Source organism: Mycobacterium sp. (genome assembly GCF_050701675.1).
Lineage (GTDB): Bacteria > Actinomycetota > Actinomycetes > Mycobacteriales > Mycobacteriaceae > Mycobacterium.
Genome location: NZ_JBOGDD010000632.1, coordinates 1 through 8,177, shown reverse-complemented (window position 1 = coordinate 8,177; position 8,177 = coordinate 1). Strand labels below are relative to the sequence as shown.

11 protein-coding genes are annotated in these 8,177 nt (G+C 65.9%); 6 read left to right on the top strand and 5 right to left on the bottom strand.

Annotated features, from left to right (window positions below; translation table 11 throughout):
- Window positions 1–3 precede the first annotated feature (3 nt).
- The 3 genes from ACRDUX_RS19465 to ACRDUX_RS19455 all read right to left on the bottom strand — a co-directional run bounded on the left by ACRDUX_RS19465 (window position 4) and on the right by ACRDUX_RS19455 (window position 2,604).
- Window positions 4–444, bottom strand: a complete 441-nt coding sequence (locus ACRDUX_RS19465) for a winged helix-turn-helix transcriptional regulator (protein ID WP_526415658.1) — start codon at window positions 442–444, stop codon at window positions 4–6.
- A 170-nt stretch (window positions 445–614) separates the two neighbouring features.
- Window positions 615–1,520 carry an oxidoreductase gene (locus tag ACRDUX_RS19460; protein ID WP_526415657.1) on the bottom strand — a complete coding sequence of 302 codons (906 nt, stop codon included), beginning with the start codon at window positions 1,518–1,520 and terminating at the stop codon, window positions 615–617.
- Window positions 1,521–1,632: 112 nt separating this feature from the next.
- Window positions 1,633–2,604: a GlxA family transcriptional regulator gene (locus ACRDUX_RS19455; protein ID WP_526415656.1), complete on the bottom strand. Its 972-nt coding sequence runs from the start codon at window positions 2,602–2,604 to the stop codon at window positions 1,633–1,635.
- Window positions 2,605–2,777: 173 nt separating this feature from the next.
- On the opposite strand from ACRDUX_RS19455, the gene ACRDUX_RS19450 reads away from it, so the two are divergent.
- From ACRDUX_RS19450 to ACRDUX_RS19440, 3 genes are read left to right on the top strand one after another with little or no spacing between them, the layout of a single operon-like run.
- Window positions 2,778–3,782 carry a zinc-dependent alcohol dehydrogenase family protein gene (locus tag ACRDUX_RS19450; protein ID WP_526415655.1) on the top strand — a complete coding sequence of 335 codons (1,005 nt, stop codon included), beginning with the start codon at window positions 2,778–2,780 and terminating at the stop codon, window positions 3,780–3,782.
- Window positions 3,779–4,147, top strand: coding sequence for an NAD(P)H-binding protein (locus tag ACRDUX_RS19445; RefSeq protein WP_526415654.1), 369 nt, complete (start codon window positions 3,779–3,781; stop codon window positions 4,145–4,147). The genes ACRDUX_RS19450 and ACRDUX_RS19445 overlap by 4 nt, the downstream gene beginning before the upstream one ends.
- A 36-nt stretch (window positions 4,148–4,183) precedes the next feature.
- Window positions 4,184–4,627, top strand: coding sequence for a Rossmann-fold NAD(P)-binding domain-containing protein (locus ACRDUX_RS19440; RefSeq protein WP_526415653.1), 444 nt, complete (start codon window positions 4,184–4,186; stop codon window positions 4,625–4,627).
- A gap of 37 nt (window positions 4,628–4,664) precedes the next feature.
- On the opposite strand, the gene ACRDUX_RS19435 is transcribed toward ACRDUX_RS19440, so the two are convergent.
- Window positions 4,665–5,126 (bottom strand): lipocalin-like domain-containing protein, encoded by a 462-nt coding sequence (locus ACRDUX_RS19435; protein WP_526415652.1) that lies wholly within the window; start codon window positions 5,124–5,126, stop codon window positions 4,665–4,667.
- Between the two features lie 34 nt (window positions 5,127–5,160).
- Complete coding sequence (locus ACRDUX_RS19430) at window positions 5,161–5,742, bottom strand: TetR/AcrR family transcriptional regulator (RefSeq protein WP_526415651.1); 582 nt, start codon at window positions 5,740–5,742, stop codon at window positions 5,161–5,163.
- A 96-nt stretch (window positions 5,743–5,838) separates the two neighbouring features.
- Between ACRDUX_RS19430 and ACRDUX_RS19425 the strand changes: the two genes are divergently transcribed.
- The 3 genes from ACRDUX_RS19425 to ACRDUX_RS19415 all read left to right on the top strand — a co-directional run.
- Complete coding sequence (locus tag ACRDUX_RS19425) at window positions 5,839–6,672, top strand: enoyl-CoA hydratase/isomerase family protein (protein WP_526415650.1); 834 nt, start codon at window positions 5,839–5,841, stop codon at window positions 6,670–6,672.
- A gap of 4 nt (window positions 6,673–6,676) precedes the next feature.
- On the top strand, window positions 6,677–7,948 hold the full coding sequence (locus ACRDUX_RS19420) for a CaiB/BaiF CoA transferase family protein (RefSeq protein ID WP_526415649.1): 1,272 nt from the start codon (window positions 6,677–6,679) through the stop codon (window positions 7,946–7,948).
- A gap of 14 nt (window positions 7,949–7,962) precedes the next feature.
- Window positions 7,963–8,177, top strand: a 215-nt coding sequence (locus tag ACRDUX_RS19415; RefSeq protein ID WP_526415648.1) for a MarR family transcriptional regulator, incomplete at its 3' end; no start/stop codon positions are given.

The window sequence follows — 8,177 nt, the reverse complement described above, 5'->3', positions numbered from 1 at the left end:
CTCTCAAGCTGGGTCGGGCATGGGTTCGATGGACTCAGCGGTGACCGCTTCCCCGCACGCATGGCACGTGTAGTCGATCTGCAGAGGTTGGCCACACTCGTGTAGAAAGCCCGGCGGCGGCGTCGGGCCGCTGGCCCAGTGGTGACCCCAGGTGGCCAGTGCCATCAATACCGGGACCAACTGTTGGCCGGACTCGGTGAGGTGATATTCGTATCGTGGTGGGCGCTCGGAGTATTGGCGTCGTTCGATGACGCCGTGTTCTTCGAGCTTGCGCAGCCGCTCGACGAGGATGTCGCGAGTGGCTCCGGTGAAGCCGGCGATCTGGTCGAAGCGATGGGCGCCGTAGACCATCTCGCGGATCGCGAGGAAGGTCCAGCGCTCACCGAGTACCGACAGTGCGTCGGCAATCGAACAATCCCGGGGCGCAGGGGTTTTCGATACCATCGATGCCAGGCCGTGCGGCGACGTGTCCTCGGTGTCCATCCTGCCCACTATAGTCAGTCGTTTTCTCCAACGCGCTGGTGTCGTCGTGTTCGACACGGCTGCGGAGGAGATGGCGGGCGCCCTGTATTGGGACGCCCGCCATTCCGTCACATTCGGACCACGCGTTCGGCTTACGGCTTGATCGCGCGGAGGCCCTCGCGGCCGATCGTCGTTGCGGTCAGCGATTCCGAGGCCGACCAGAGCCGCTGGGCCACGTCGATGCTGTCGCCGCCCTTGGATGAGGTCACGACGCCGGGGAGCCCGCGAAGTTGGCGGAATCCGTTGGGGCCGACCAGGCTTCCGCCGGGCACGTCCTGGGTAGCCGCGAACAGCGACGGCAGGATGCCTTGACTGACGTCGTGGCCGACGATGCGCGATCCGATGTCCATTCCGAACCCTGCGAGTCCGTCGACGTGGCCGAACAGCCCCGTCCTGACGATGCCTGGATGCGCGGCAACGGACTGCACGCGGCTGCCGGAGGCGGTGAGGCGTCGTTGCAACTCCCGGGCGAAGAGCAGATTCGCCAGCTTCGAATCCTTGTAGGCCTGGCTGGGGTCGTAGTGCCGCCGCTGCCAGTTCAGGTCATCGAGGTCGAGTTTGCCGCCGCGGTGGAAGTCCGACGTCAGCGTGACGACGCGGCCCCGGATGCGTGGCAGCAGAAGGTTGGTCAGGGCGAAGTGCCCGAGGTGGTTGGTGCCGATCTGCAGTTCGAAGCCATCGGAGGTCTTCCCCTGGGGGACCTGCATGATGCCGGCGTTGTTGATGAGGACGTCGACGTCACGGTCCCAGGACTCGGCGAAGGCGCGCACCGATGCCAGTGAGGCCAGATCGAGCTGGCGCACCTCGGTGCTGCCCGTGATCGTGGCGGCCACCGCCTTGCCCTTGGCCAGATCGCGCACCGCCAGCACCACGTGCGCACCCGCTTTCGCGAGCGCTGCGGCGGTGGCGGTGCCCAATCCGCTGGTGGCTCCGGTGACGATGTACGTCTGGCCGGACAGCTCGGGGAGGTCGTGTGCGGTCCAGCTCTTGGTGGTCATGGCCCTGCTCTTTCATCGTTGCGAGCCAAGTGCCAGGCATGTCCGCCACTCGGTAGGAATTCACAACTTACCTCAGTGGGTCGAATAACACAACTAACTGCGCTCGGTGGCGTCACTGCATGGTGCTGGCCTTGTTGAAGGTGCGGCGATACGCCGTCGGCGAGACACCGATGGCGGCGCGCAGATGCTGGCGCAAGGATGAGCCGCCGCCCAACCCGGCCTGGTCCGCGACCTGGTCGATGGGCAGATCGCTGGTTTCGAGCAGGTACCGGGCACGTCCAATCCGTTGTTGGGTCAGCCATTGCCCCGGGGTCATGCCCACTTCGTCGCGGAAGTGCCGGGTGAACGTCCGTACGCTCGTGCCTGCGTGCTCGGCCATCTCGGCCAGCGTCAAGGGTTGGTCCAGTCTCCCTGCAGCCCAGGCGCGGGTGGCGGCGGTGCTCGCCGAATACGTTGTGGGAATGGGCTGTTCGATGTACTGCGCTTGCCCTCCGTCTCGCCACGGCGGGACCACGCAGGTTCGTGCGACCCGGTTGGCTACCTCGCTGCCGTGATCGCGGCGCACGATGTGCAAGCACAGGTCCACTCCCGCTGCCGCGCCCGCGGAGGTGAGCAGGCGGCCGTCGTCGACGAAGAGGACGTTGGGATCGACGCGGACCTTGGGGAACGTGTGCTGAAAGTGTCCGGCGGCGTGCCAGTGCGTGGTCGCTGGACGGCCGTCGAGAAGCCCGGCGATGCCGAGAACGTAAGCGCCAGTGCAGATCGACACGATCCGCACCCCTTCGCGCAGCCCGCCCAGTGCCGATGCCGCCGCGACGGACTTGGGGCGCCACCGATCGTTGCTTCTGTCCATGGCGAATGGCGGCACGACCACGGTGTCCGCCGTGGACAGCGCGTCAGGTCCGTGATCGGCACCGATGGTGAGCCCGCCCTGGGTGGATACCGGTTCGCCGTCGAGGGTGCAGGTGATCACCTCGTAGAGCGGGTCACCGTTGGTTGCGGTGGCCGCGGCGAACACGCGTAGCGGGATGCCCAGTTCGAAGGGTATGACGCCATCGAGGGCGAGAACGACCACACGGTGCATGGCCAGATTCTGCCACATGTTGTCCTTCTGGCCACTGGAGTGTTTCCCGCGATGCGCGCACGCTCGATCTCAGCGAGGACCTCTTCCTTCCGCCGGACGCACCGCGAGTCGGCGTCGGCCCCTGAGCGTGGGTCGCAATGCAGTTGTTGGGGAACCGAAACCAGGAGTGCACCATGAGCAGACTGATGATCAATTCCGTTGCCGACGTCGATGAGTCCTTGACTCTGGAACCCGATCCCGATCTGACCGTCGGCGAGGGCGAGTTGCTCGTCGAGATGGAGGCCGCGACGATCAACCTCACCGACTTCCGCTTCGCCGCAGGCACTTACACCGACAGGATCGACGTCACACTGCCGAGTCCGATCGGCGGCGAGGGCGTCGGGCGAGTCACCGAAGCAGGCCCTGGCACCGACTCATCGCTCGTCGGGCACCGGGTCGTCATCCTGCCGACCTACGAGCAGGGCACCTGGGCCGATCGCACGGTGGTGGCCGAGCGCAACGTGGTGCCCGTCGACGACGACGGCGACGTCCAGCAGCTGTGCATGCTGCCGATCAATCCGCCCACGGCCTACCACCTGCTCACCCGCTACGTGTCGCTCGAGCCGGGCGATTGGGTCGGTCAGGACATGGGCAACTCCGCGGTCGGTAAGTACGTGATCGCGCTGGCCCGCCACTTCGGCGCGAAGACCTTGAGCGTCGTGCGGCGAGAGGACACCGTGGCGGAACTTCGCGCTCTCGGTGCGGATCTGGTCCTCGTCGACGGCGACGACCTCAAGGACCGCATCGCCGATGCACTCGGAGGGGCGAGCCTTCGCCTCGTGCTCGACGGCGTCGGCGGAACGGTGGCCGGCGACTTGGCCCACGCGCTCGAGTTCGGTGGCCAGGTGGTCAGTTACTCCTCGCTCACCCGAACCCCGGTGGCCGTGCAGTCCGGTGACCTCGTCTACCGCGAGTTGGGTCTGCGGGGGTATTGGCTGATCAACTGGGTCCGCAGTGCGCCGCGCGCCGAAATCCTCTCCACCTACCGGAAACTCGAAGGACTCGTGCGCAGCGGCGTCATCTCCGCCGGCGTCGCCGCTACTTACCCGCTGGCCGACTTCCGGGATGCGTTCAAGCAAGCGCGGCAGCCCCAGCGCTCGGGGAAAGTGCTGTTCACGTTCGACGGCGCGTCCCGTTGAGCGCGCCATCGGATCTCTACCTGATCGCCTCGGCCACCGGGAAGACCGGCGTACACGCGGTGGAACTATTGCGTGAAAGAGGCCTCCGGGTCAGGGCGCTGGTGCATCGCCACGACGAGCGCTCGCAGCGCCTGGCCGAACTCGGCGCCGAAGTCGTCGAGGGTGATCTGTTGGACTTCGGCGCGGTGAGTTCGGTGGTGGCCGGGGTGACGGCAGCGTACTTCTGCTATCCCATCTCCCCGGGCGCCTTGTTGGAGGCCACCTCCAAGTTCGCGCAAGCGGCCAGCGAGGCCGGCGTGCGCTCCGTCGTCAACATGTCCCAGATCTCGGCCAGGAGAGACGCGAAGAGCCATGCGGCTCAATAGCACTGGCTCGGCGAGCGGTTGTGGGACCGCACCTCGATGATCACCACCCACCTACGTCCAACGCTCTTCGCCGAGTGGCTCATCTTTCAGTGGTCGCGCCGCGATTCTCAGGGGACGCTGCGATTGCCGTTCGCCGATGGTCGTCACGCTCCCATCGCGGCCGCCGATCAAGCTCGCGTCATCACCGCCATCTTGACCAACCCTGGCCCGCACGATCGCCAGATCTATCCGCTCGCCGGGCCGGTCGAGTTGAACCACGATCAGATCGCCGCGAAGATGGGGAAGACGCTGAATATTCAGGTGGCCTACGAACCGGTGGGCATACCCGAATTCGCTCGCGCGCTCGAAGTGCAAGGCGCTGCACCCTTTCTCATTCAGCACCTCAGCAGCGTCGAAGAATTCGCCGTCAGCAATCGGGATGCGTTCGACGACCCTGGGCGCGACGCCACGTGGGCGACCCCGCGCGCGTCGACGAGGTGACCCGAGCTGCTGGTCGGAAGGCGTTGCGGCGCCCGCCCTATGTGCGTGCGCGGCGCCAAACAAGCCTTGCGTTTCGCAACCCGCCGTCGAGCTCAATGGGTGCCGACGGGGCGAGTTCCAAGTGGGAATCGTCGAGGTGGGCGGCGCGGTACTGTGTGCCGCCGACCCAGTTCGGCAGCAGGCTGACTTCGACGTGGTGTGCGATCAACCCACCGTCGAGGACGGTGTAGGGCCCGGTATAGGAGAGATATCCCCTTGCCGCCGAGGCAAATTCACCGTCGTTGGCCAGATGCGGATCGCCACTTCCAAACGGATCGCGCCCGGCCCGCATGATCTGCGCGGACATGTAGCCGTCGGCGGTGTACATGATGATTCCGCGGGCATCGGAACCCAGGGGGTAGTGCAGATCGGATCCGTCGACCGCGGTGCTTTCGTAGGACACGAGTGTCCACGTCCCGATGATGGTGGTCCGTAGGTCGTCGGCAGTGGTCGTCGTCATGGTGGGTCCTTCGGGTCGCGGTGGACGTGCGGGGTCAGTGGGCGACGACAGCGGCGGCGCTGGCCGACAGAGTGGCGATGGCCCCGTCGAAGGGCTCGGTGTTGCGCAGTACCCGGGCCAGGATCAGCGCACCCTCCATGGCAGTGACGGTGTTGGTGGCCAGGACGGTCGCACGGTCACTCGGCACGTCCTTGTCGGTTAGACGGGCAGCGAGCACGGCGATGACGTCGGCGAAGGCGCGACGGGAGACGTCACTGAGGGGGGCCGACGACGGCGTGGTTTCGATGACGATTGGGGCCATCGCGCAGCCCTCCCGGTAATCGCTCGCGACGAGTTCGTCGCGGAATCTGCCCATGAAGCCGGCGATCAGCTCGGCTGGCGTGTCGGTCGCGCCGGCGACGCGGTTGACGTGGGCGATGGCCTCGGCGGCGTGCAGCAGGGCGACCTCGGTAGCTAGCTCTTCCTTGCCGCCCGGGAAGTGGAAGTACAGCGAGCCACGCGGTGCGGCACTCTCGGTGATGACCTCCGAGAGCGCAGTGCCGTGGTAGCCGTGTTCCCGGAAGAGTCGCCGCGCAGCGGAGATCATCCGCTGCTTACTGTCGGTCTTCTTTGGCATGTCGCCCATCATACATATTTGTTGACGTCAGCTGAATCGGAGCCTACAGTTTGTACTGTTGCTATATATGCCGGCCGACATAGTATGGAGATGACAATGAGTGCAGACATCGCGGACCCGGTCGCAGGAACGATCCCCGTCGTGCACGCTCCGGACAGGACTTCCTCACCCGTCGCACGGGAGATGGACGGCCACGTCGCCGTGCTGACCATGCAACATGCCCCGCACAACTTCCTCGGCACGGCGCTGATCGCCGCACTGCTCGACGGTCTGCGCTGGGCCGGGGAGCAGCACGCGCGCGCCGTGCTGTTGCGCAGTAGCCTGCGCAACTTCTGCGCCGGCGCCGACGTCGCATTGTTCGAGAGCGCCGAGCGCGGCGTGGCACCCGACGTCGACCTGGTCGACGTGTTGGACACCTTCGACTCGCTGCCCATCCCGATCGTCGCGGCGGTCCACGGCGTGTGCATCGGTGGCGGGCTGGAGATTGCGCTGGCGTGTGATCTGATCGTGGCAAGCGAATCGGCCAAGCTCGGCTTCGTCGAGGCCACCCTCGGGCTCAACCCGCTGATGGGCGGCATCCAGCGCACCACCGAACGTGCCGGCGCTGCGCGAGCGAAGGAGATGGTGCTCCTCGGGCGCCGCTATGACGCCCGCACCCTGGAGCGGTGGAACGTCATCAATCGCGTCGTGCCCGACGACAAACTCGCTGCCGTCACGCTCACCCTCGTTCACGAGATCGCCAACGGGCCGACCGTCGCGCACGCCTCCACCAAGGCCATCGTCGCCCACACCGTGGCCCACGGCGTCCAAGCTGCCGACGAGGCCATGAGTGAACTGCAACAAGGCATCTGGAGATCCGAAGATCTCAAGCACGGATTGGCGTCCCTAGCCGCCAATGGACCCGGCGCCGCGCGCTTCGAAGGGCGGTAGCGAGATGACCTTGCCGCTCGACGGTGTGCGCGTCGTGGACTTCACCCGTGTCCTGGCCGGCCCGCACTGCACCAAGCACCTGCTCGACCTCGGGGCAGAAGTCATCAAAATCGAACCCCCCCAGGGTGACATCACCCGTCTGGCCTTCCCACGTCAGGACGACATCAGCGGGTACTACGCCCAACAGAACGCGGGCAAGCGCAACCTGAGCATCGATCTCAACGTCCCCGAGGCCCGTGAGGTGGTCCTCGAGCTCTGCGACACCGCCGACCTGATCGTCGAGAACTTCCGCCCCGGCGCCCTCGCCGCTTTCGGACTGGACTACGACTCGGTCGCGGCGCGAAACCCCGGGGTGGTCTACGTCTCCATCAGCGGTTACGGCCAAGAAGGGCAGTGGCGCACCAGAATGGCCTATGCCCCGACGATTCAGGCCGAGGCCGGATTCACCGGTAACACGCTGCGCCAGTTCGGTGTCGAGGGCACTGACCGTCGATCGGACTCCCTGTCCCACGCCGACGTGTACGCCGGTTTGCACGCCACCATCGCCGCACTGGCCGCCCTGCAACAACGGAGGATCACCGGAAAGGGCCAGTACGTCGACGTCGCCATGGCCGCGGTCCTGATGTCGATCAACGAACGCATCCACTACGACCTGTCCGAGGACGACATCGGTGCCGAGGCGCCCATCCTGGGTGCCACCGACTGCCCGTTCTTCATCAGTGCGGACGGCATCGAGTTCGTCGCGCCGATGAGCCTGGTCGGCAGCCTCAGCTTCCCGTTCTACCTACACGCGATGCGCCGACCCGATCTCGCCGACGATCCGCGGTTCCTCACCCCCGAGTTGCGCAGGCAGAACTTCGACACTCTGCACGCGATCGTGCAGGACTGGATCTACAGCTTCGACTCCATGGAATCCGTCGACGCCCAGTTCGACGAAGCCAAGATTGCCACTGGGCGCCTGCGAGACGTCAAGGAGTTCAACGACACCGAATGGGCTAAGGCCTGGGTCACCACCCGCGACGTGTCCGACCGCCACGGCGGCGCCATCACGATCCCGGCCCCACCATGGCACTTCAGCGACCACGACGGCACGCTCATCGACCAACTCCCAGCCCACCAGGGCGAACACAACCAGGAAATCCTCAAAGAGCTCCACCGCACCGACGACGCGATCAAAGCCCTTCAGCGCAGCGGTGCCCTCATCCACTCCGCAGGCGCCGACCGCACCAGCCGAAACGAGGACGACGCACCTGCCTTGTCCACTCAAATTCTCTGACTTTAGTCAGAGACATGAGTGTCACCTCCGTCCTGCGGCGGTTCAATCGCACCTACACGCAACGAGTCGGTGTGCTCGACGAGTCATACCTGGGCACCGGCCGTCCGCTCAACGCGTCGCGGGTGCTGTTCGAGATCGCCAGTGCGGCAGCGGTCACGATCCGCGAGCTGCGCGACCGCCTGGGCTTCGACTCGGGTTATGTCACCCGTATCCTCGCCCGGCTGGAGAG